The sequence below is a fragment of the Pseudomonas sp. CP-1 genome (genome assembly GCF_021213715.1).
In the GTDB taxonomy this organism is placed as follows: domain Bacteria; phylum Pseudomonadota; class Gammaproteobacteria; order Pseudomonadales; family Pseudomonadaceae; genus Pseudomonas; species Pseudomonas aeruginosa.
Genome location: NZ_JAJQKY010000015.1, coordinates 1 through 21,597, shown reverse-complemented (window position 1 = coordinate 21,597; position 21,597 = coordinate 1). Strand labels below are relative to the sequence as shown.

Genomic DNA, 21,597 nt, shown 5'->3' with positions numbered 1-21,597 from the left:
TCTCATGGGCCGATCCATGGCAGTGCCGCTAGAACCCCTTCCCTGCCTCGGAAAAGGAGGGCATGCCCAGCAGCTCTTGCGGGTCACGCATCTGACCATCGATCTCCACCCATCCCAGTAGCGTGGAACTGGCACTCCACCCCAGCAGACGCTGCATTTGCGCGGGGAGTTGCCGAACGCGCTCGACGGGTATGGAAAGGAAGTGGTTTTCTTCCAGGCGCAGGAAGGCCAGGTCGTAGGCCATGGTCAGGCCTGTGCGAGGAGCGTCGGATCTGTTGGCGCCACCGCCGTGATATACCGATCCCAACCAGAGAAGCGCAGTGCCTGCCTTCATTTCCGCGCCGATGGTTTCTTCCTGGGTGGGCATACGTTCGTCATCCCATTGATGACTGCCAGGAATGACCCGCGTCGCGCCGTTCTCTTCGGTGAAGTCGGTAATCGCCAGCATGAGCTGCAAGCGAGCCTCGCGACCATACTGCGGATGCCGCCAGAGCGAAGTGGCATCGTCGCGATGCAGGGGTTGAAGACCTTGTCCAGGCCCGATCTGTATGGCCTGGGTCATGCTCAGTTGGATATCGGGCGTGATCTCGACCCGATCGTTCCCTACCCAGACATGGGTGGGAGTCTGCAATACCTGCTTTGCCGTCTCGAGGAACAGGGGGTTCAGTGCCACTTCCACGGCGGAGTCGCTTTTCGCCAGGATCCGCGCGGTACGTCGAGTCTGGGTGCCGGCGAAGTAAGGGTCCATGCCGCAGGGGGTAACGCCCAGATAGCTGTCCAGGTCCTCGGTAAGAGACTTCAAGGTTTCTTCCGAGACGAAGTTGCAAATAGCGACAGCGCCATCACGCCTGATGATTTCCACTACCTGCTCGATCGGGGTGTCGCAGCTGACTGTCGTCAATCTTCGCGTACTCATCTGATGCCTACCTGTGTGGTGTTGTCATTGTTCTGCAGGGCCTCCGCAATCAGCCTCAGCCCATGAGCGTTCACTCTCATGCGGTCAGACCGCCCTCTCCTTGCGCCTGGCGCGGAAAGGAGGTTTGATCATACGACATGATCACGTGATCAAGTCAAACGATTAATAATTCTGCGTGGCATCTCGGCGCTCAGGAAAGGCCTGCCGAATCAAGATGCGGCTCTACGCGGGTTCGCGCTGGCGATAGCGGATTGCCCAGGCTCGATCCTGTTCCGCTTCGGCTACGCATCGCCTGCGGTCGGAGCGAAACATCTGGAGAGACAAAGGGTCGCTGCCTTGGTCTTCAGGCGTGTCGACTCATGGATTGGAGAACGGCCATGCGTTAGCATTCGTTCCGGTCGACAGCGGACCAGTCGCCTGGCGGCAACACCGAAGAAGGAGAAGCTGAATGGCTCGAGTGGGCGCCGAAGTGCGCAGGCAAGACTTTATTGAGGCCGCCGTGAAGGTGATCGCGGAATATGGTGTGGCGAACGCCACTACCCGTCGCATCGCGGCCGCGGCGAATTCTCCATTGGCCTCCCTGCACTATGTCTTCCACACCAAGGACGAATTGTTCGACGCGGTCTATGAATCCCTGATAGACACGCCACAGCAGTCCTTGCTGCACGTTACGGCGGGAGCCACGGCGGCAGACTCGGTAGCAGAGATATTGCGCCAGTTGGTCGGGTGGTTCACCACGCATCCGCAACTGGCGACTACCCAGTTCGAGCTGTTTTTCTGGAATCTGCGTAACAACCCCGCGATGGCGAGCAAGATCTACACCGACTCCATCGAAGCGACGAAGCAGGCCATCGAACAGGTCGCTGGCTCGGTGCTGGACCAAGAAGCGCTGGGCACTGTCAGTCGCTTGCTCATCAACCTGTTCGATGGCTTGCTTCTCGCCTGGTCCGCCCATGGTGACCAGGAGCGGCTGAATGCCGAGACCGAAGCCGCCTGCCAGGCTGTGAAGCTGTTGGTGGCCAGCTTCTGATCTTTTCGAAGGCGCATCTCTAGAGAGGGGCATGGTGACACGGTTCGCCGTGCCCCTGCTCTTCGGGCCTCTTGCCAGTGCAGGTGCGACGCCTCTTCTAGCTCTCCTCTCCCCGCCTCCAGCGGGGCTACCTCGCCCGGTCTCCTCCTCGTAGTCCTGCAAGCGGACTGTGCGCTTCTCGTCCATGGATCAGGCCTTCCGCCATGGCCTGGCGGGGAACAGGGTGCGGCACCTAGGTGCAAATAAACCCAAACCGATGGAAACCTGGTGCATTTCGCACCTTGTACCAGCAACTCGCTCGCGTCTATTCTGGTCAAACGATCAAGTCAAAAGATCAAGTCTCTATAACACAACAATAGGAGGCGACATGTCCTCTCACACTGCTCTTCCAATTGAGCCGCTCGATGTTCTGATCATAGGAGCCGGTGTGTCTGGCATCGGCGCTGCGGCTTACCTTCGACGTCACCAGCCGAACAAGGTGTTTGCGATTCTCGAGTCCCGGGAGCGGATGGGCGGCACCTGGGACCTGTTCCGCTATCCCGGCATACGCTCCGACTCGGACCTGTACACCTTCGGCTTCGACTTCAAGCCTTGGACCAAGGCGAAATCTCTGGCGGATGCCGCCGACATTCTCGAATACCTGCGAGAAGCCGTCGCTGAATACCAGTTGGACCCTTTCATCCAGTACCGGCAGAAAGTGGTCTCGGCGAATTGGCAGAGCGACAAAGGGCTGTGGGCAGTATGCGTCGAGGACGGCCACACGGCAGAAACCCGCACCATCGAATGCCGCTGGCTGTTCAGCGCAGGCGGTTACTACCGTTATGACCAAGGCTTCAGCCCACGCTTCGAGGGCGCGGAGCAGTTCAAGGGGCAAATCATCCACCCGCAACACTGGCCCGAGCGCTTGGACTATCGGGGCAAGCATGTGGTGGTCATCGGCAGCGGCGCAACGGCGGTGACGCTGATTCCCGCCATGGCCGACGAGGTCGCCAGCATCACCATGTTGCAGCGGACGCCCTCCTATATCGTCAACCAGCCCGCCAACGATTCCGTTGCCGCTTTTCTTCGCAAGATTCTGCCGGCGCAAACCGCCTACTCACTGACGCGCTACAAGAATGCCAAGATCACCCTGGTCTTCTGGCGATTCTGCCAGCGCTTCCCCGGGCTCGCCCGCAAGCTGCTCATATGGCTGACCCGTAGAGAATTACCGAAGGGCTATCCGGTCGACGTTCATTTCAACCCGCCCTACAAGCCCTGGGACCAACGCTTGTGCTCGGTTCCCGAAGGCGATCTTTTCAAGGCCATCAGTGCAGGTAAAGCCTCGGTCGTTACCGACCATATCGAGCGCTTTACCGAGTCCGGTGTCTTGCTCAAGTCCGGCACGGAACTGAAGGCCGATATCATCATCACGGCCACCGGTCTGAACGTGCAGTTGTTCGGCGGTATCGCCCTGCACAAGGATGGCGAGCCGGTAGTGTTGAGCCAGACGCTGGCGTACAAGGGCACGATGCTTTCCGGCGTACCCAACTTTGCCTTTGCGGTGGGCTATACCAACTCATCCTGGACGCTGAAAGTGTGCCTGCTGTGCGACCACTTCTGTCGCTTGCTGGGCTTCATGGACAGCCAGGGCCATAACGTCTGCGAGCCGAAGGCGCCGGATGGTGTCGAAACCCGTCCCCTGCTGGATTTCGGGGCCGGATATGTCCAGCGGGCATTGGATAGCATGCCGCGCCAGGGGCCTCGCGAGCCCTGGGTGATGTCGATGGATTACTTCCGTGACATCAAGCTTTTGCGCCGAGGGAAGGTCGCCGACGAATGCCTCCGGTTCAGCACGGTGCCTGACGCCTACCTGCACAGAAGCGTGGCGCTTCAGACTCAGGGCGGCGGGCGATGACTGCGGATCGGTTCTGCGAGCTACCGGGCAAGCGTAGCCTCTGCTATCGCAGCCACGGTCCGGAAACCGCGCCTGCGGTCATCCTCATCGTCGGCCTGGGGCTGCAATTGATCTATTGGCCTGAAGCGCTCATCGCCGGTCTGGTCGAGCGGGGCCTGCGCGTGATAACGCTGGACAACCGTGACTCGGGCAGGTCTTTCTTCACCGAGGTTACCCCGCCCACGACCCTGCAACAGTTCTTCCGTAAACCGACTGCGGGGTATGACCTGGGCGACATGGCCGACGATGTGATCGGCCTCATGGATGGCCTGCGCCTGGGTGCGGCGCACGTCGTAGGGATGTCGATGGGCGGCATGATCGCCCAGACACTTGCCGCTCGTTATCCGCAGCGAGTCATGAGCCTGGCGTCCATCTTCTCGACGACAGGATCGCTGCGAGTAGGCCAGCCAGCGTTCAAGACCATCTTGCAGCTTCTCCGGCGCCCTCCTCGGAACCAGCAGGAGAGCGTTCGCGACTATGTGGAGATCATGCGTTCCGTCGGTACGACGCTGGAATGGGACGAGCAGGCCCATCGCGACTACGCCATGCAAGCCTGGGAACGAGGCGGCGGGGAAGCGAGCAACCTCGGGATGGCGAGGCAGATCGGCGCCATCATCAACTCGGGCGACCGAACGCAGGAACTCCAGCGAATTCGTTGCAACACGCTGGTCATCCATGCTGAGAAAGACCTCATGGTCGCCACCAGCGGAGGCTTCGCCACGGCGGCGGCCATTCCCAGGGCACGCTTGGTGCTGTTGCCGGGAATGGGGCATGACTTCCCCGCCTGCCTGACAGGAACGCTGCTTTCCCTGCTCGCAGGCCAAATGCATTAGTACGGAACATCCCTTCAGGGGCGGGTGGGTGGGTGGGTGCCGCCCCTCTTTTTACACCTCGGGACTTGCATGGGGCTTTTCGAAGTTCGTGCTTATCCAGGCCCACATAAGACAAAAAGGTTCCCGGTTGATTCTCGACCGCAGAGCCATGCATCACACGCCGGAGCCGTTGGTTCGCCCTGCGCGTGAATTCCTCCACTGCCGTTCAACAACGACAAAAATCGAGCAAGAGGTACGTATGGAATTCAAGTTCTTACTCCCCGCCAAAGTCGTGATGGGACCCGACCTGCGTGAGCGCACCGGCGAATACCTGCGGGAACTCGGCATGGCGCATGTGCTGATCGTGACGGACGCCGGGGTAAAGGCCGCAGGCCTGTTGAATGGCGTGTATGCCAGCCTGAATGAGTGGGAGATCGCGTTCGACGAGATATCGGACGTCAAGGCAAACCCTCGCAGCGAAGACATCAACCAGGCGGCGCAGCTGTATCGCGGCAAAGGTATCCAAGGCCTGCTGGCCATCGGCGGCGGCAGCGCGATGGACGCGGCCAAGGCGATCAGCCTGCTGCTAACCCACGAGGGTCGGATCGAAGACTACGAGGGCTCTTTCACCCTCAGGCACGCCATCCCGCCTATCGTCGCCATCCCGACCACCGCCGGAACCGGCAGCGAAGTGACCTGTTTCTCGGTGATCACCGATACCGCCCGGCATTTCAAGATGAGCGTCCAGGATTACCGGGTGGGCCCCGTTCTGGCATTGCTCGACTCCCGCATTCTCGACACGCTGCCTGCATCGATTGCCGCCGCAACCGGCATGGATGCCCTCACCCACGCCATCGAAGCCTACACCTGCCGCGTGTCGAACCCGATCAGCGACGGGCTGGCGCTGCATGCCATCCGCCTGATCAGCCAATACCTCAGGCCCGCCGTACTGGAGCCGGACAACCTGCATGCACGCGAGCAAATGCTGGTGGCCAGCCTGATCGCCGGCATGGCCTTCGGTAACGCGGACGTCGGCAGCGTGCACTGCATTTCCGAAGCCATCGGTGGCATGTACGACACGCCACACGGCGTGGGCAACGCGATCTTCCTGCCCTTCGTGTTCGGCCATAACCGCGACGCCGACATCACCCGCCACGCGCAGGTCGCCTATGCACTGGGTATCGACCCCAACCTCTCGCCGGCCGAGGCCGCCGAGGCCGCCGTTGGCTACCTGTTCCAGATGAGCAAGGACCTGGGCATCCCCCGCTTCGCCGAGGTGAAAGGCGTGCGCGAGGAAGACTTCCTGAGCATCGCCGAAAAGTCGAAGAAGAATTTCTCCGACGGCAGCAATGCCAAGCAAATGACGGTGGAAACCTACCGTGAAATCGTCGCCGCCGCTTACCACTACGTAGCGTGAAGGAGGCCCGTCATGAGCGAATCAATCGCCGGCGCTTCATTGAAGCGCACGCTGGGTCCGTTTTCCGTTCTGCTGTTCGGTCTGGCGTTCCTCGCTCCGTTGATCGTGTTCGGCACCTATGGCGTGATCACGCAGGCCAGCGGCAACACCACGGCGATGGCCTACCTGATCGCGGCAATCGGCGTGGTGTTCACGGCCTTGAGCTATGGCCGGCTGGTCAGGGTGTTCCCGGTCGCCGGTTCGGCCTACACCTATACCCGCAAGATGCTGAGCGCGAACCTCGGCTTCATGGTGGGCTGGGCCGCCCTGCTCGATTACTTCTTCATCCCGATGCTGATCTGGCTGCTCGGCGCCAGCTACCTCAACATGGCCTTTCCAGAGGTGCCGCAATGGGTGTGGATCATCGGCTTCATCGTCTCCACCTCGCTGCTTAATATCCTGGGCATCCAGGTCGCCAACCGCTTCAACGTGCTGTTGATGGTCGCGCAACTGGCCATCATCGTCGTGTTCATCAGCCTGTGCGTGCACTACATCGTCGCGGCCAACGGCCCTGGCGGGCTGCTGTCGGCCAAGCCGTTCTTCAACCCGGACGTGTCCTTCGCCACCAGCATGGCCGGCGCCGCCATTGCCGCGTACTCGTTCCTGGGCTTCGACGCGCTGTCCACGCTCAGCGAGGAGACCCGCGACCCGGGCCGGACACTGCCGCGCGCGATCCTGCTGGTCGCATTGATCGGCGGCTCGGTCTACGTCGGCTCGTCGTACTTCATGTACCTGGCGCATCCCTCCCCCGCCTTCGAGCATGTGGACGGCGCCGCCTTCGAGATCGCCCGCATGATCGGCGGCGACCTGTTCTTCGGTGTGGTCCTGGCGGGGATCATCATCGCCCACTTCGCCGCAGGCATGTCGTTCCAGGCCAGCGTGGGCCGGCTGCTGTACCCTGGGGCGGGACAACCAACTGCCGCGCAAGCTGTTCGGTGCCCTGCATCCTCGCTACAAGACCCCGGCCTTCAACATTCTGCTCTGCGGCATTTTCGGCTGCGCGGGTTTTGCCCTGACGATCGCCACCGCGACGTCCCTGGTCAATTTCGGCGCGTTTCTCGCCTTCAGCGCAGTCAACCTTTGCGCGTTGCGGCTCTCCTTCGATACCCGCCTCGGAGACGGGGCGGGCTTGCTGCACGGGGTGCTCTGCCCGCTCGTTGGCCTGGTCACGGCCGGGTGGATGCTGGTCAGCCTGGATAAAGACGCGCTGATCATGGGCTGTAGCTGGCTGGGCCTGGGGGCGGTCTATCTCGCTTGCCGGACCAGCTTCTTCCGCAACCCGGTGCCCGACGCGCTGGCGTAGCGACCACCCTTCTATCGAACGCTCTGACAACAACCACAAGGCCGGCTTCGAGCCTGCCCTTCAATGGCGAGAATCGATATGCAAACCAAACTTCTGATCAATGGTGCCCTGGTGGCCGGCGAAGGCGAGAGCCACGCGGTGTACAACCCGTCCCAGGGCAACGTCCTGGTGCGAATTACCGAGGCCAGCGGCGCCCAGGTCCATGCCGCGGTGCAGAGCGCGGATGCGGCCTTCGACGCCTGGTCGCAAACGCCGCCCAAGGATCGCGCGGCCCTGCTGCTCAAGCTTGCCGAGCGCATCGATGCCCAGGCGCACGTGTTCGCTCGCCTGGAGGCGGACAACTGCGGCAAGCCTTTCAACGCCGTGCTGCTGGACGAACTGCCCGCCGTGTCGGACGTGTTCCGTTTCTTTGCCGGCGCCGTGCGCTGCCTGCAGGGCTCGGCGGCGGGAGAGTACGTCGCGGGGCATACCTCGATGATCCGCCGCGACGCGGTAGGCGTGGTCGCCTCCATCGCGCCGTGGAACTATCCGTTGTTGATGGCAGCGTGGAAACTCGGCCCGGCATTGGCCGGCGGCAACACCGTGGTGCTGAAACCGTCGGAGCACACGCCGCTGAGTACCTTGAAACTGGGCGAGCTGCTTGCCGAGATCTTCCCCGCCGGCGTGGTCAACATCGTCCACGGTCGAGGTGCCTCGGTGGGTGAGCCGCTGACCAGCCATGCCCAGGTGCGCATGGTGTCGCTGACCGGCTCCGTGCGCACCGGCAGCCGGATCATCGAAGGTACGGCCGAGAGCGTGAAACGCATGCACATGGAGTTGGGGGGCAAGGCTCCTGTACTGATCTTCGACGATGCCGACATCGACGCCGCCGTCGAAGGCATCCGCGCCTTCGGCTTCTACAACGCCGGCCAGGACTGTACCGCCGCGTGCCGCCTCTATGTGCACAAAGGGGTCTACCAGGAGTTCGTTCGCAAGCTCGGCGAGGCCGTATCCAGCATCCGGTGCGGGCTGCCGGACGATCCGGCGACCGAGATGGGACCGCTGATCACCAAGGAGCATCTGGAGCGTGTCGAGGGGTTCGTGAACCGGGCCAGGGAGTTGCCGCACATCGAAGTGGTCACCGGCGGCAAGCGCGCCGAGGGTGCCGGCTTCTTCTTCGAGCCGACGGTCCTGGCCGGCGCTACGCAGGAGGATGAGGTGGTGCGCCGCGAGATCTTCGGCCCGGTGGTGACCGTCTCGTCGTTCGAGGATGAAGCCCAGGCGCTGGCTTGGGCGAACGACTCCGATTACGGCCTGGCGTCTTCGGTATGGACCGCCGATGTGGGGCGCGCTCATCGCCTGGCCGCCCGCCTGCAATACGGCTGCACCTGGGTCAACACCCACTTCATGCTGGTCAGCGAAATGCCCCACGGCGGGGTCAAGCTGTCCGGCTACGGCAAGGACCTGTCGATGTACGGCCTGGAAGACTACACCGTGGTGCGCCACGTGATGTTCAAGCACTGACCGCCCACACCCCGGACTACCCAGATCATTTTTCAAGAGGTTTGCATGAACAACATCGAGACGTTCGAAAGGCTCGAGTCCAACGTGCGGATGTACTGCCGCGACTTGCCCCTGGTGTTCGATACCGCCCAAGGCAGCAGGATCCGCGGCGAAGATGGCCGCGAATACCTGGACTTCTTCGCCGGCGCCGGCGCCCTGAACTATGGCCACAACGACCCGCGCATGCGCGATGCGCTGATCGCGTATCTGTCGGCCAACGGCGTGACCCACGCCCTCGACCTGCACACCACCACCAAGCGCCAGTTCCTGGAAGCGATCGAGCGCGACCTGTTCAAGCCACGCGGCTGGGACTACAAGGTCCAGTTCACCGGCCCGACCGGTGCCGACGCCGTCGAGGCGGCGTTGAAGCTGGCGCGCAAGGCGACCGGGCGTACCAAGGTCGTATCGTTCTACGGGGCTTACCACGGCATGACCGCCGGCGCCCTGGCCGTCACCGGCAACCGCACTCGCCGTGGCCCCGGGCTTTCCACCGACGTGGTGTTCGTGCCCTACGAAGACAGCCCCTATGGCGAATTCGACAGCATTGGCTTCCTCGAGCGCCTGGCCAACGACCAGGGCAGCGGCTCGGAGCTGCCGGCGGCGGTGATCGTCGAGTCGGTGCAGATCCAGGCCGGCGTCTACCCGGCTTCCAACCAATGGCTGCAACGCTTGCGCAAGTGGACCACCGACCACGGCGTGCTGCTTATCTGCGACGAGATCCAGGCCGGTTGCGGCCGCACCGGCGACTTCTTCGGCTTCGAGCGCTCCGGGGTGGTGCCGGACCTGATCACCTGCGCCAAATCGATCGGCGGCTTCGGCCTGCCGATGGCGATCGTGTTGCTTCGTGCCGGGCTGGATGTATGGCAACCGGGCGATCACATCGGCACCTTCCGCGGCAACCAGTTGGCGTTCCTGACCGCCCGCATCGCGCTCAGCTATTGGCACGATGAGCAGTTCCTGAAATTGCTGGCCGACAACTGCGCGGCCATGGAGCGCGCGGTTGCCGGCTTTGCGGAAATTCCAGGCGTCGCGTCCGCGCGTTGTCGCGGCATGATCGCCGGCATCGATTTCGGCCGCGGCAACGTCGAGGTCGCCAAGGACGCCCAGCAGCGCGTGCTGCAAGCGGGCGTGCTGGTCGACCGCTGCGGCCCGAATGGCGAAATCATCAAGCTGATGCCACCGCTGAACACTCCGACCGACCAACTCGAAGACGGCCTCAGGGCCTTCGGCGAATCGGTCGCGGCAGCGCTGGGCGAATAGCTGCCAGGGTCACCCTTCGGCCTGTGTTGAAGCGCAGGCCGGAGACCTGTTGGACATCAGCCAGAACAATAATCAGGAGACCTCGAGCGTGCGTGAACACAATGATGAAAGCGTCGAGTTCGAAGTGTCCGTGATCGGGCTCGGAGCCATGGGAACCATCATGGCCCAAGCGTTGCTCAGGCAAGGCAGGCGCGTGGCGATCTGGAACCGCTCACCCGGCAAGGCCGCGGCGCTCGTCGCCGCTGACGCTCACCTGTGCGAGAGCGCCGAAGCCGCGCTGGCTGCAAGCCCGGCCACGATCTTCGTGCTCCTGGACAACCAGGCGACCCACGAGGTGCTCGGGATGCCAGGTGTGATGCAGGCACTGGCCAACCGTACGCTCGTCGATTACACGACCAACGCCCGGGACGAGGGCCTGGCGCTTCAGAGTCTCGTCAACCGCGCGGGCGGCCATTACGTCAAAGGGATGATCGTGGCCTACCCGCGCAATGTTGGTCGTCGCGAAAGCCACAGCATTCATACCGGTGATCCTGAGGCCTTCGAACGGCATCGGGCGCTGCTTGAGGGGCTTGCCGGTCATACGACGTTCCTCCCCTGGGACGAAGCATTGGCCTTCGCCACCGTGCTCCACGCGCATGCGTTTGCCGCGATGGTGGCTTTCTTCGAGGCCGTGGGGGCTGGTGTCCACTTCGGCCTGCCGCCTTCGAAGACCGCTCGGCTCATGCTCGACACGTCGCGCTTTTTCGTCGCCGATGCACTCGAGGAAGCGGTCCGTCGGCTGGAAGCGCAGGATTTCGCAGGCGATCAGGCGAGGCTCGATGTGCATGCCCAGGCCTTCGCCCATATCGCCGGAGCCCTGCACACACAAGGGGCCTGGACGCCGGTCTTCGACGCGCTGTGCCAGGCCGTGCAACGCGCGGCAGCCATGGGCTATGGCGACCAGGACATCGTAGCCGTCACCCACCTGTTCGCCCGCGAATGCGACACCGCAAGCGCGGCGGGACAGTGACTGCGCTGCGCTTCTAAGGTCCTCGTGGATAGCGCCCGAAGACAACAACTATAAAAAATCGCTGGAGAATCATATGCGCCGATTCGGTTTTCTACTGGCTGTCCTTGTACTGGTCATCTTCCTGAGTGCACTGTTTTCGAAGCCTTCCGTCGTCAACCGCGGGACGGCTCAGCGCATGGAGCACTACCCCACCGTCGGTATCGGAGACATCTTCCGGGGGCACTAGCCAGGCCTCGGGCGACAGACAGCCTCAAAGCCTGCCATGCGGTCGCTGCCACCCGTTCGACAGCGACCGTGTGCGCCTCAGTGGTCTATGGCTCCGCTGGCGCCAAGGCCGGTCTGGCCTCGTACGTACTGGTCGGCGAAGGCTTCCCTTTCCGCCATGGCCCGCGTGGTCCGGTCCAGGCGGGAAACGCCATACGCCACCAGGAACGCCAACGGCATGGAGAACAGCGCAGGCTGGGTATAGGGGAACAGCGGCTCGGCGAAGTGCAACACATCCACCCACACCAGCCTGGAGAAAACCACGAAGCCCATGGCGCTGAACAACCCGACGTAGCCACCGGCCAACGCGCCACGGGTGGTCAGCCCCGACCAGAACATCGACAGGAACAGCACCGGGAAGTTGGCCGAAGCGGCGATGCCAAAGGCCAGGGCGACCATGAAGGCCACGTTGATGTTCTCGAACACGATGCCCAGGGCTATCGCCACCAAGCCAAGGCCCAGGGTTGCCAGCTTGGTTACCCGCAGCTCCTGCGCCTCGCTGGCCGCGCCCTTCATGATCACCCGCGCATACAGGTCATGGGCGATAGCGGACGCCCCGGCCAGGGCCAGGCCTGACACCACGGCCAGGATGGTGGCGAAGGTCACGGCGGAGAGGAAGCCCAGCAGCAGGTTGCCTCCCACTGCCTGGGCCAGGTGCATGACCACCATGTTGCCCCCGCCCAGCAGCTTGCCTCCCGCTTCCCCGCCCTCGAAGAACCGGGGCTGCTGGCTGACGATCACGATCGACGCCAGGCCCAGCAGGAAAATGACATTGAAGAAGTAGCCGATGAACCCGGTGGCGTAGAGCACCGACTTGCGCGCCTCCCGGGCATCGCCGACGGTGAAGAAACGCATCAGGATGTGCGGCAGCCCGGCGGTGCCGAACACCAGCCCCAGGCTCAGCGATAGCGCGGTCAACGGGTCGGCCAGCAAGCCACCAGGGGCCAGCAGGCGTTCGCCCAGGGCATGGCTATCCATCGCCTGGCTGACCAGCCTGTCATAGCTGAAGTCGAATTCGCGCATCGCCAGGAACAGCACCAGCGAGCCGCCGACCAGCAGCAGGAATGCCTTGACGATCTGCACCCAGGTGGTTGCCACCATACCGCCGAAGGTCACATACAGCATCATCAGCGCACCGACGATCACCAGGGCGATCTGGTAGTCCAGGCCGAACAGCAGCCTGATCAACTGCCCGGCCCCGACCATCTGCGCCACCAGGTAGAAACACACCACGGTCAGCGATCCGATGGCGGCCATGGTGCGCACCTTGCCCTGGTCGAGACGGTACGAGGTGATGTCGGCGAAGGTGAAGCGGCCCAGGTTGCGCAGCCGCTCGGTCATCAATAGCAGCAGTACCGGCCAGCCCGCGAAGAAGGCGATGAGATAGATGTAGCCATCCATCCCGGAGCTGTAGATGAGCGCGGTGATTCCCAGCAGCGTGGAGGCGGACATGTAGTCGCCGGCCAGCGCCAGGCCGTTCTGCCAGCCCCGGATACCGCCTCCGGCGCTATAGAAATCCGCCGTCGAATGGGTCCGTCGCGCCGCCCACCAGGTGATGCACAGGGTGAACAGCACGAACACCATGAACATGCCGATGGCATGCAGGTTGAGCGGCTGGCGCTGGCCAGCGTCCAACGCGGGCGAGGCCGACAGCAGGCCGGAGTGCAGCGACAACGCCAGGGGAAGGAGCTTCTTCATGCGCCCCGCTCCTCTTCCAGCCCAGCGACCAGAGCCTGGGTCAGGCGATCGAATTCGCCGTTGGCGCGGTACACATAGAGCGCCGACAAGGCACAGAAGAACACGAACAGGAACACGCCGGCCGCGACCCCGAAGGTCATGTTCGAGCCCTGCGCCAGACGCCTGGCAATCAGCTCGGGGCAGAACGATACCAGCGCGATGTAGCCGTGGAACGTGGCCAGGATCAGCAGAAGCAGGCTCAGGGTGAAACGGTTTCGGCGCGCCACCAGTTGCTGGAACCGGGCACTGGCGCGGATACGCGCGTATAGCAGGCTGGACATGGGACACCTCGGGCAACCTAGTTATTGTTATGGAATGTGCGGGTGCGGCAGCGCCATCAGCGGCCGGCGTCGCCGGCCTCCTCCTCCTGCCGGGCCCACTCGCGCAGGACGAACTTCTGGATCTTGCCGGTGGCGGTCTTGGGCAGTTCGGTAAGCGTCACATGCCGCGGCGCCTTGAAGTGCGCCAGGCGCTCGCGGCACCAGCGGACCAGATCGTCACCCGTGGTTCTGGGTAAGGCATCCGCCCGCAAGGCGACGAACGCGTGGGGTGTCTCGCCCCAGCGCGAATCCGGGCGCGCCACCACCGCGGCCTCGACCACCTCGGGGTGCTGGTAGAGCACTTCCTCGATCTCCAGCGAGCTGATGTTCTCGCCGCCGGAAATGATGATGTCCTTGGCCCGGTCCTTGATTTCCACGTAGCCGTCCGGGTGCAGCACGGCCAGGTCGCCGGTGTGCAGCCAGCCGTCGGCCAACGCGGCGCGGGTGGCCTCGGGGTTGTGCAGGTAGCCTTTCATCACGGTGTTGCCCCGCACTACCAGTTCGCCAAGGGTGCGGCCGTCGGCCGGGACCGGACGGCCGGTGTCGGTATCCAGCACCGTGGCCTCCTCGAGCATCGGGTGGGCGACGCCCTGGCGGCTCATGAACTGGGCCCGGGCCTCCAGCGGCAATTCGTCGACCCCCGGCTGCCACAGGCACAGGGTGCTGGGGCCGTAGCTTTCGGTCATGCCGTAGGCGTGGGTGATCCTGAAGCCGCGTGCTTCCATGGCGGCGATGACCGCGCTGGGCGGCGCGGCGCCGCCGGTGATCACCGATACCGGCACGGCAGGGACGCTGGCATGCTCGGCATGGATCAGCATCGACATCACCACCGGCGCGGCGCTCAGGTGGGTCACCGCATGCTCGGCAATGGCGGCGTGGATCGCATCTGGCTGGACCTTGCGCAGGCACACGTGCGTGCCACCGGACAGCGTCACCGCCCAGGTATGGCTCCAGCCGTTGCAGTGGAACATCGGCAAGGTCCACAGGTAGACGCTGCGCGGCCCCAACTGGAAGATCAGCGCGCCGGCGCAGGCGTTCAGGTAGGCGCCTCGGTGATGCAGGACCACGCCCTTGGGATCCCCCGTGGTGCCGGAGGTGTAGTTGATGGCGATCGACTGCCATTCGTTCTGCGGCGCACTCAGCGGCCGCCCGGGGTCGCCCTGGGCCAGAAACGCCTTATAGTCCAGGTCGTGGGCGAGGTCGGCGCGCTCGGCCTGATCATCGTCGATGCCCACCAGCAAGGGCGGCGCATCGAGCATGGCCAGCGCCTGCTGGGCCACGGCACCGAACTCACGGTCGCAGATCAGCACCCTGGCCGCGCAGTGGCGCAGGATGAAGGCGATGCTGCGTGCCTCCAGGCGGATGTTGATGCATACCAGCACCGCCCCGGCACCGGGTACGCCATAGTGGGCCTCGAGCATTTCCGGGATATTCGGCGCCAGTATCGCCACCCGCTCGCCCGCTTGTACGCCGACCCGCTCCAGGGCACTGGCCAGGGCGCAACTGCGCTCGTGCAACTGGCGGTAGCTGTAGCGCCTTGCGCCATAGACCACCGCATCGCGCTGCGGGTACACCTGCGCGGCACGCTTGAGGAACGACAGCGGCGACAGCGGGACATGGTTGGCTTCGTTGGGAGCAAGCTCGTGCTCGAGGGTAGGAACCATCATGGCAGCCACCTCATCGACACATTGCTCGGGTCTTGCACGCACATACATACCTCCTGTTCTTGTTGTTATTGCGCCAGGGCGCGTTACAGGCTGCTGCACAGGTGGCCGCCATCGACCACGATCTCGGCGCCGCTCATGGCCCGCCCGGCATCGCTGGCGAGCAGCAGCAAGGCGCCGTCCAGGTCCGCCGGCACGCTGAAGCGGCGGCTGGGGATACGCGAGCGCAACTTGTCGCCGGCCTCGCTGGCCAGGAAGGCCTCGTTCAGGTCGGTCATCACGTAGCCGGGCGCCAGGGCATTCACCCGGATGCCATGGCGTGCCAGCTCCAGCGCCATGGCGCGGGTCAGGTGGGCCAGGCCGGCCTTGGCCGCCAGGTAAGGGCCGACGGCACCGGCCACACGGCTGGCGAGGATCGAAGTGACATTGATCAGGCTGCCGCCCTTCCCCGCCGCGACCATGCGCCGGGCGCTTTCCTGGGCCACCGCCCAGGCGCCCTTGAGGTTGGTGTCGAGCACGCGGTCCCAGCTTTGATCGTCGCAGGCCAGCAAGGGCTGGCTGTCGCTCACCCCCGCATTGTTGACCAGCACATCCAGCGGGCCGGTGGCATCGAGCACCCGGCAGATATCCTCACGGCAGGTCACATCGAGGGCAAAGGCCTGCGCCCGCCCTCCCGCCACCTCGATGGCCTCCACCAGTGCCTGCAGCGGCGCCTGGCGCCTGGCAGTCACCACCACCTCGGCGCCTGCGGCGGCCAGGGTCATGGCGAAGTGGCGGCCCAGGCCGCTGGAGGCTCCGGTCACCAGGGCGCGGCGCCCGTCGAGGGCGAACAGTCGGGTCAGGTTCGGCTGCATCAGCGGGCCTCCAGGCGCTGGTCGAGCAGTTTCTTCGCCAGGCTCATGCGGTGCACCTCGCTCGGGCCGTCATAGATGCGGAACGGACGAATGTCGCGGAAGATCCGCTCCACCACGGTGTCTCCGGTCACCCCGCGCCCGCCCAGTACCTGGACGCAACGGTCGACCACCCGCCACAGCGCCTCGGCGCTGATCACCTTGGCCATGCTGGAGTCGACATTCGCCCGCCGGCCCTGGTCGAGCACCCAGGCACAGTGCCACACCGCCAGTCGCACCACGTGCAGGTCCATCATGTTGTCGGCCAGCATGAAGCCCACACCCTGGTGCTCGCCCAGCGGCTTGCCGAAGGCGTCGCGGGTGCGCGCATAGTCGCAGGCGATGTCGTGGGCGCGACGCGCGGCGCCGAGCCAGCGCATGCAGTGGGTCAAGCGCGCGGGCGCGAGGCGCACCTGGGCATAGCGGAAGCCCTTGCCGATCTCGCCGAGCACATCGCTCGCCGGAATACGCAGGTTGTCGAAACGCAGCTGCCCGTGGCCACCGGTGAAGCAGCTGTCCAGCGAGTCCAACTGGCGCTCATGGGTGATGCCGTCACGCTTCATGTCGGTCAGGAACATGGTCGCCGTACCATCCTCCATGCGCGCCATGACGATGCCGAAGTCAGCGCCTTCTGCGCCGGTGATCAGCCACTTGCGGCCATTGATCAGGTAGTCGTCGCCATCGCGGGTGGCGGTGGTGCGCAGCATCGAGGGGTCCGAGCCTGAGCCTGGCGCAGGCTCGGTCATGGCGAAGCAGGAACGGGCATGGCCCTGGACCAGCGGGCGCAACCAGCGGTCTTTCTGCGCCTCGGTGGCGACCACGTCCATCAGGTGGATGTTGCCTTCGTCCGGGGCATGGATGTTCAGCGCCACCGGGCCCAGCGGCGAGTAGCCGGCCTCTTCGAAGACGATCGCCTTGGCCACGTGGCTCAGCGCCAGGCCACCCATTTCGCGGCTGGCGTGGGGCGTCAGCAAGCCGGCCGCGCGGGCGCGGGCCACCAGATCCTGGCGCAGGGCGTCGCTGGGGCCGTGGCTGTCCTGGCGGGGGTCGTTCTCGAGCGGGATGACCTGTTCGGCGATGAAGTCTCGGGTCTTGGCCTGCAAGGCGAGCAGTTCGTCCGGGAGGGTGAAGTTCATGGTTGTCCTTCTGGGTGCTTGTCTGTCGGGAATGAGATGGCTGACGCCGTTCAGGGCAAGGCCTTGGGATTGCTGATGGCCAATCGGGCGAGGGTGACCTGGCGCAATGTCTCGACCAGGGTTCTATGGTTTTGCGGGGCGTCATGGCTGCCCAGGCGAATGGCCCGTGCCAGTTGGCGGCGCAGGTCGGGCAAGGCTGCGGGCGCCTCGTCGACCAAGGCGGCCAGACGTGTCCGCTCCTGGTCCTCGGCCAGAGCCCCCAGGCGGCTTTCGCGGGCTGCGATGGCCATGGCATTGGCGATCATCAGGGCCGGGTAACGCAGCTCGCCGGGCAGCGCTGGCAGCAGTTGCTCCAGAAGCGTCGAGCGAGCGATGTCGAGCAGTTCATGGGCATCGGGCTGGGTCATGGCGCTTCGGCTCCGGTCATGTGCAGGATGTCGAGCTCAAGCTCCGGCAGCAGTCGTGCGGTCAGTGCCAGCTCAATGGACGGCTCTTCGCCGGACAGGTGGCGCTGGCCTTGCTGCAGGGCGATCACCGCCCAGCGCAGGGTGGCCATGACCTGCCAGTAGTGCAGTTGGCTGCGCTCGATACGCAGCGGAGACACCTCGTGGTAGCCCCCCAGGAAGTCCTCCAGTTGGCCGATACCGCCGGCCTCGAGGTCTGGGCGGGTGAAGCGCCAGCAGCGGGCGGTGAACCAGCCTAGGTCCTCGCAAGGGTCGCCCCAGCCGGTGAACTCCCAGTCGAGTACGGCTTCGAGTCCCTGTTCGCTGGCCAGGTAGTTGCCGGTGCGGTAGTCACGGTGCAACAGACACAGGGTGCCGTTGTGCGGTGCGTACAGCTCGCACCAGCGCAGGCCCCACTCCAGCACCGGATAGGCATCGGCGAGGGTGTCGAGGTAGTGGCGATAGGCGTCGATGGTCGCCAAGGCCGGTGAGCGGGTTGGCATCGGCAGGAAATCCAGCGCGGCGCACGGCGGGCGAACCTGATGCAGGCGCGCCAGGTTGGCGCCAAGCTGCGCCGCCAGCTGCGCCCGGCCCTGGGTGCCGGCGCCGGCGCTGAGCAAGCGACCGGCGGCGACACCCGGCACGTACTCCATCAGGAAGAACACCCGCCCATGCACGCGCATATCGCGGCACAGCCACAGCGGGCGCGGTACTTTCACACCGGCCTGATGAACCACTTGCAGCACCGCGAACTCCTGTTCGCGGTCCAGGCTGGCGGGTAGCGCGGAAAGCGCATCGCTGCGCAGCACCCAACGCCGGGCGCCAGCCCAGGGGCCGCCTTCGATCAGCAGGTCCAGCAGCCAGTTTTCCTGGATGGCGCCGCCGCTCAGGCGCTGGCGTGCCTGGATGACCACCCGCTTCGCTGCGGCGTACTCGCGGATGAACTCGACCAGCCACTGGTCGTCCGGGGCCACGAATGTCTCGCCGTCCCGTACGGTCGTAGGAGGAGTGCTCATGGGGTTGTAGGGCCTGCCTGTAGTCATGTTGTCAGACAGCTTTAGCAACGCCTGGGCCAATTTTCGGGATATGCCTGTAACCCGCGCGCTCTCTGGCGCCAGGCTTTTCCATGGCGCTCGACGAAGCAATCTTGGTTTCACTTTTGCAACGAACTGATTCAGTATCGAAACAATTCAATCCTGAACAGGTTTCGACATGCGTCCTCCCCTTTCCCAGGTCGTCGTGCTGGTCAGTCACCTTCAACGACCTCGGCAGCGCAGTCGCCTCGCCAGCCTGGTGGCCGGCCTGGCGGCGGGCTACCCGGACGTCCATATCGAGGTGCTCGACACCTCGGTATCCGAAGCCCTGCAAACCGCCCGCGATCTCGAACAGCGCGGCAAGGTCGACGTGTTCGTCTGCGCTGGCGCCACTGCCGCCTACCTGCGTAGACACCTGGCACGTCCGGTTCTGACGATGCGCGTTGGCGGCGGAGACCTGTTGCGTGCGCTGGAGCAAGCCCGCGAACACTCCTCCCATGTCGCCCTGCTCAGCTACAACCGCATCGACCGGGACCTGCAAGCCATGCGAACGCTGTTCACGGTGCAGGTTCACCAGGTTGCCTACACCACCCTGGAAGAGGCTCGCCAGGCTGTCCTGGAGGTAGCCCGGCTGGGTTGCCGCAGCATCATCGGTTCGTCGACGGTGGTGGAGCTGGCGGAACAGGCAGGCCTGCACGGCGTGCTGTCGCTGAGCGAAGACACTGCGCGCAAGGCGCTCGAGGAAGCCATGGGAGTCCTCGACAGCCAGCGCCTGGAGATCGCCAAGCGGCGGCATCTGGACGCGGTGCTGCAACACATTCCAAGCGGTGTGGCAGCGGTCGACAACCAGGGTGTGGTGCAATCGCTCAACCCTGCCCTTGCCCAGTTGCTGGAGTTGCCGGTCAGCTCGGCTCTGGGGCGACCGTTACAGCAGCTATGCCCGGAGCTTGACCTGCAACAGGCGCTAGAGGATGGCGGTGGCGAGGAAAACCGGGTGATCCGGCTGGGCTCGCACGCCGTGGTCAGCAATCTCCTGCCGATCCTGGAGAATGGCGAGCGTACCGGCCTGGTGCTCACCTGCCAGGACATCACCGCCGTGCAGCGCGCGGATCAACGCATCCGCTCCACTCGCCGTCCAGGTGCCTTCACCGCGCGTTACCGGCTCGAACAACTCAACGGCGCGAGCAAGGCCAACCGTGAGATGTTGCAACTGGCCAAGCGCTTTGCCGCCAGCCATTCGACCATCCTGATCACTGGCGAAAGCGGCACCGGCAAGGAACTGCTCGCCCAAGGGATCCATAACGAGAGCCCTCGCCGGCACGGGCCTTTCGTCGCCATCAACTGCGCGGCGTTTCCCGAGTCGCTACTGGAAAGCGAACTGTTCGGCTACGAGGAAGGCGCCTTCAGCGGTTCGCGCAAAGGCGGCAAGCCCGGCCTGTTCGAGGCGGCGCACCGTGGCACGCTGTTCCTCGACGAGATCGGCGACATGCCTGTGTCGCTGCAGACTCGCCTCCTTCGTGTATTGCAGGAGCGAGAGGTCTTGCGCCTGGGCGGCACCGAGCCGATCTCCATCGACGTGCGCATCGTCGCCGCCACCCACAAGGACCTGGGGGCCGCCATGAAGGATCGCGAGTTTCGCACCGACCTGTATTACCGGCTGAATATCCTGCGCTTGCAGACCACGCCCCTGCGCGAGCGGCCCGAGGACATTCCTCTGATTTGCCAGGGAATCAGCCAGCGCCTGCTGGTCCAGGGCCAGCCACCGGGTGCCGCAGGCATAACGACGCTCCTGCTACCCTACCTCGTCCGCCATTCCTGGCCCGGAAACGTCAGGGAACTGGAGAATGTCATCGAACGGGCGATGCTCTCCGCCAGCGAAATCTTCCATGAGCACGGCGTGGATGAGCATTACCTGGCTCGCGTGCTGCCCGAGCTATTCGAAGGCCAGCCTCAGCCCAGGTCCCGGAAAGAGCCATCGCGCACAAAGGATTTGCACGCCATCGGCAAAACCGCGCAGTTGCGCTACATACAGGAGACGCTGGACAGCTGCCAGGGCAGCCTTGACGAGGCTGCGCGTCGGCTCGGGATCAGCCGGACCACGCTGTGGCGGCGGCTTCGTTCGGCACGCTGAGCAAAACGATGCGCCTGGGCGATGCAGAACTCGCCCAGGCATGACGCGGCCGGCGCCGTGAAAACTCAATTGATCAGCGGAACCTGCTTGCCGATCTGCAACGCCTCCAGCGCGTCCAGTTGCGCTTCGATCTGCAGGAAACGCATGGCCCGCCGGGGTGACATCTTCTCGGCCACTTCCTGCACGTACCGGTGCAGCACGGCCAGCTGTTTCTCCTGCAATCCCCGATAGAGGTCGACCATCCTCGAAGCTTCCGCGTCGGTAATGCTGCCGGAACCATAGGCGCGGGCATATTCGAGCAGGAGCTGGAATGTCTCCTTGTGCAGGCTGTCCGTCTCGCCTCGGTAGCGTGAATAGATCGGCCAGAACGTCTCGGCTTCGGTGCCGTCCAGCGCCATGTTTGCCTCGACCATCCGTTTGCGCTTGTAGTTGATGGTTTCCAGCTGGTTCCTGATCTTTTCCTTGTGCTCGTTCATCACCTGCTCGACCGATGGCAGGGGTTCGTCGGCATGAGCGGCAAGGGAAAGGGTCGCGACCAGGGTGGCCACGAAAAGCAAGCGCCTGGACATCGGCGTTCTCCTTCTGGGTTGATCGAATGGATTCATGCTGCCGCGGTGCGATGCGACATCAACGGGCCCCGCTCTTCAGGGCGATCCTGGGCGTCCACTCCAGCCATTCGTCATTGGCCGAATCGAACAGGGCGAAGGTCTGCCCCGG

Annotated in this window: 18 protein-coding genes and 1 pseudogene; 9 read left to right on the top strand and 10 right to left on the bottom strand. The window is 64.3% G+C overall.

From position 1 onward, the window contains the following. Positions 1-28: 28 nt before the first annotated feature. On the bottom strand, positions 29-916 hold the full coding sequence (locus LT948_RS24360) for a phytanoyl-CoA dioxygenase family protein (RefSeq protein ID WP_023089827.1): 888 nt from the start codon (positions 914-916) through the stop codon (positions 29-31). 448 nt (positions 917-1,364) lie between these two features. Between LT948_RS24360 and LT948_RS24355 the strand changes: the two genes are divergently transcribed. From LT948_RS24355 to LT948_RS24320, 8 genes and pseudogenes are all read left to right on the top strand, one after another. Next, on the top strand, positions 1,365-1,946 hold the full coding sequence (locus tag LT948_RS24355) for a TetR/AcrR family transcriptional regulator (protein WP_003089176.1): 582 nt from the start codon (positions 1,365-1,367) through the stop codon (positions 1,944-1,946). Positions 1,947-2,313: 367 nt separating this feature from the next. After that, entirely contained in the window at positions 2,314-3,840 is a 1,527-nt protein-coding gene (locus LT948_RS24350; protein WP_016253449.1) for a flavin-containing monooxygenase, read from the top strand. Then, the gene (locus LT948_RS24345; RefSeq protein WP_003089172.1) at positions 3,837-4,712 is read left to right on the top strand and encodes an alpha/beta fold hydrolase; all 876 of its coding nucleotides are present in this window, start codon (positions 3,837-3,839) and stop codon (positions 4,710-4,712) included. The genes LT948_RS24350 and LT948_RS24345 overlap by 4 nt, the downstream gene beginning before the upstream one ends. A gap of 238 nt (positions 4,713-4,950) precedes the next feature. Next, complete coding sequence (locus LT948_RS24340; RefSeq protein WP_023094040.1) at positions 4,951-6,108, top strand: iron-containing alcohol dehydrogenase; 1,158 nt, start codon at positions 4,951-4,953, stop codon at positions 6,106-6,108. A 12-nt stretch (positions 6,109-6,120) separates the two neighbouring features. After that, positions 6,121-7,450, top strand: a pseudogene (locus tag LT948_RS24335) (APC family permease). 78 nt (positions 7,451-7,528) lie between these two features. Next, positions 7,529-8,953, top strand: coding sequence for a gamma-aminobutyraldehyde dehydrogenase (locus tag LT948_RS24330; RefSeq protein WP_016253450.1), 1,425 nt, complete (start codon positions 7,529-7,531; stop codon positions 8,951-8,953). 45 nt (positions 8,954-8,998) lie between these two features. Beyond that, positions 8,999-10,252, top strand: coding sequence for an aspartate aminotransferase family protein (locus LT948_RS24325; protein ID WP_003089166.1), 1,254 nt, complete (start codon positions 8,999-9,001; stop codon positions 10,250-10,252). Between the two features lie 88 nt (positions 10,253-10,340). Continuing rightward, positions 10,341-11,261, top strand: coding sequence for an NAD(P)-binding domain-containing protein (locus LT948_RS24320; RefSeq protein WP_073657027.1), 921 nt, complete (start codon positions 10,341-10,343; stop codon positions 11,259-11,261). Between the two features lie 303 nt (positions 11,262-11,564). Here the strand turns inward: LT948_RS24320 and LT948_RS24315 are convergent, their stop codons facing one another. From LT948_RS24315 to LT948_RS24285, 7 genes are all read right to left on the bottom strand, one after another. After that, entirely contained in the window at positions 11,565-13,223 is a 1,659-nt protein-coding gene (locus LT948_RS24315) for a cation acetate symporter (RefSeq protein WP_003089159.1), read from the bottom strand. Continuing rightward, entirely contained in the window at positions 13,220-13,543 is a 324-nt protein-coding gene (locus LT948_RS24310) for a DUF485 domain-containing protein (protein ID WP_015502944.1), read from the bottom strand. The genes LT948_RS24315 and LT948_RS24310 overlap by 4 nt, the downstream gene beginning before the upstream one ends. A gap of 56 nt (positions 13,544-13,599) precedes the next feature. Further along, positions 13,600-15,246, bottom strand: coding sequence for a long-chain-fatty-acid--CoA ligase (locus LT948_RS24305; RefSeq protein WP_073657028.1), 1,647 nt, complete (start codon positions 15,244-15,246; stop codon positions 13,600-13,602). 86 nt (positions 15,247-15,332) lie between these two features. After that, the gene (locus LT948_RS24300) at positions 15,333-16,100 is read right to left on the bottom strand and encodes an SDR family NAD(P)-dependent oxidoreductase (protein ID WP_003132039.1); all 768 of its coding nucleotides are present in this window, start codon (positions 16,098-16,100) and stop codon (positions 15,333-15,335) included. After that, positions 16,100-17,272: an acyl-CoA dehydrogenase family protein gene (locus tag LT948_RS24295; RefSeq protein ID WP_003132040.1), complete on the bottom strand. Its 1,173-nt coding sequence runs from the start codon at positions 17,270-17,272 to the stop codon at positions 16,100-16,102. The genes LT948_RS24300 and LT948_RS24295 overlap by 1 nt, the downstream gene beginning before the upstream one ends. 50 nt (positions 17,273-17,322) lie before the next feature. Then, on the bottom strand, positions 17,323-17,679 hold the full coding sequence (locus tag LT948_RS24290) for a DUF6285 domain-containing protein (protein WP_003089151.1): 357 nt from the start codon (positions 17,677-17,679) through the stop codon (positions 17,323-17,325). Then, on the bottom strand, positions 17,676-18,689 hold the full coding sequence (locus LT948_RS24285) for a phosphotransferase family protein (RefSeq protein WP_373459747.1): 1,014 nt from the start codon (positions 18,687-18,689) through the stop codon (positions 17,676-17,678). Before LT948_RS24285 ends, LT948_RS24290 begins: the two co-directional genes overlap by 4 nt. Before the next feature lie 238 nt (positions 18,690-18,927). Here LT948_RS24285 and LT948_RS24280 point away from each other — a divergent pair, with 238 nt between their 5' ends. Then, positions 18,928-20,880, top strand: coding sequence for a sigma-54-dependent Fis family transcriptional regulator (locus LT948_RS24280; RefSeq protein ID WP_033995509.1), 1,953 nt, complete (start codon positions 18,928-18,930; stop codon positions 20,878-20,880). 65 nt (positions 20,881-20,945) lie between these two features. Here the strand turns inward: LT948_RS24280 and LT948_RS24275 are convergent, their stop codons facing one another. Both LT948_RS24275 and LT948_RS33385 read right to left on the bottom strand, forming a co-directional pair. Beyond that, the gene (locus LT948_RS24275) at positions 20,946-21,428 is read right to left on the bottom strand and encodes a transcriptional regulator (RefSeq protein ID WP_223309047.1); all 483 of its coding nucleotides are present in this window, start codon (positions 21,426-21,428) and stop codon (positions 20,946-20,948) included. Positions 21,429-21,507: 79 nt separating this feature from the next. Further along, the coding region (locus tag LT948_RS33385; RefSeq protein ID WP_442964592.1) for a hypothetical protein at positions 21,508-21,597 on the bottom strand (90 nt) is incomplete at its 5' end.

Coding starts and splice junctions, on each gene's coding strand:
- LT948_RS24360 (WP_023089827.1), bottom strand. CDS start 916: ATGAGTACGCGAAGATTGACGACAGTCAGCTGCGACACCCCGATCGAG.
- LT948_RS24355 (WP_003089176.1), top strand. CDS start 1,365: ATGGCTCGAGTGGGCGCCGAAGTGCGCAGGCAAGACTTTATTGAGGCC.
- LT948_RS24350 (WP_016253449.1), top strand. CDS start 2,314: ATGTCCTCTCACACTGCTCTTCCAATTGAGCCGCTCGATGTTCTGATC.
- LT948_RS24345 (WP_003089172.1), top strand. CDS start 3,837: ATGACTGCGGATCGGTTCTGCGAGCTACCGGGCAAGCGTAGCCTCTGC.
- LT948_RS24340 (WP_023094040.1), top strand. CDS start 4,951: ATGGAATTCAAGTTCTTACTCCCCGCCAAAGTCGTGATGGGACCCGAC.
- LT948_RS24330 (WP_016253450.1), top strand. CDS start 7,529: ATGCAAACCAAACTTCTGATCAATGGTGCCCTGGTGGCCGGCGAAGGC.
- LT948_RS24325 (WP_003089166.1), top strand. CDS start 8,999: ATGAACAACATCGAGACGTTCGAAAGGCTCGAGTCCAACGTGCGGATG.
- LT948_RS24315 (WP_003089159.1), bottom strand. CDS start 13,223: ATGAAGAAGCTCCTTCCCCTGGCGTTGTCGCTGCACTCCGGCCTGCTG.
- LT948_RS24310 (WP_015502944.1), bottom strand. CDS start 13,543: ATGTCCAGCCTGCTATACGCGCGTATCCGCGCCAGTGCCCGGTTCCAG.
- LT948_RS24305 (WP_073657028.1), bottom strand. CDS start 15,246: ATGGTTCCTACCCTCGAGCACGAGCTTGCTCCCAACGAAGCCAACCAT.
- LT948_RS24300 (WP_003132039.1), bottom strand. CDS start 16,100: ATGCAGCCGAACCTGACCCGACTGTTCGCCCTCGACGGGCGCCGCGCC.
- LT948_RS24295 (WP_003132040.1), bottom strand. CDS start 17,272: ATGAACTTCACCCTCCCGGACGAACTGCTCGCCTTGCAGGCCAAGACC.
- LT948_RS24290 (WP_003089151.1), bottom strand. CDS start 17,679: ATGACCCAGCCCGATGCCCATGAACTGCTCGACATCGCTCGCTCGACG.
- LT948_RS24280 (WP_033995509.1), top strand. CDS start 18,928: ATGCGTCCTCCCCTTTCCCAGGTCGTCGTGCTGGTCAGTCACCTTCAA.